The sequence below is a fragment of the Priestia sp. SIMBA_032 genome, assembly GCF_046535215.1.
Classification (GTDB): domain Bacteria; phylum Bacillota; class Bacilli; order Bacillales; family Bacillaceae_H; genus Priestia; species Priestia aryabhattai.
In genome coordinates this window covers 1-271 of the sequence record NZ_JAWRXD010000688.1, presented here as the reverse complement: position 1 = coordinate 271, position 271 = coordinate 1, and the positions used below count along the sequence as shown (strand labels likewise).

Annotated in this window: 1 pseudogene; it reads left to right on the top strand. The window is 63.8% G+C overall.

The features are described from left to right. Positions 1 to 37: 37 nt before the first annotated feature. A pseudogene (locus tag SB717_RS36025) lies at positions 38 to 271 on the top strand (hypothetical protein); the annotation flags it as partial.

Sequence of the window (271 nt, the reverse complement as noted above, 5' to 3'; positions counted from 1 at the left end):
ATCCGCGCGTCCGATGGGTCCGTTTTCGGGAGTCGACATGGACACTGAAGCAGCGCGCGTCGAAGTTGCACCGTATCGCGTGGACGACGGGGAGACTTTCGCGTTGGAGCGCTTTCCCACCGCCGTCACAGCCAACTACCGGGACCGTGGCGACTACCGCAAGCCGATGGATGCTTATCGCCGCGCGATCCGCTTATGGCAGCGCAAACTGTTTGCCGAAGGCCGTCACGCGCTGTTGGTGGTCGTGCAGGGCATGGATGCGGCCGGCAAG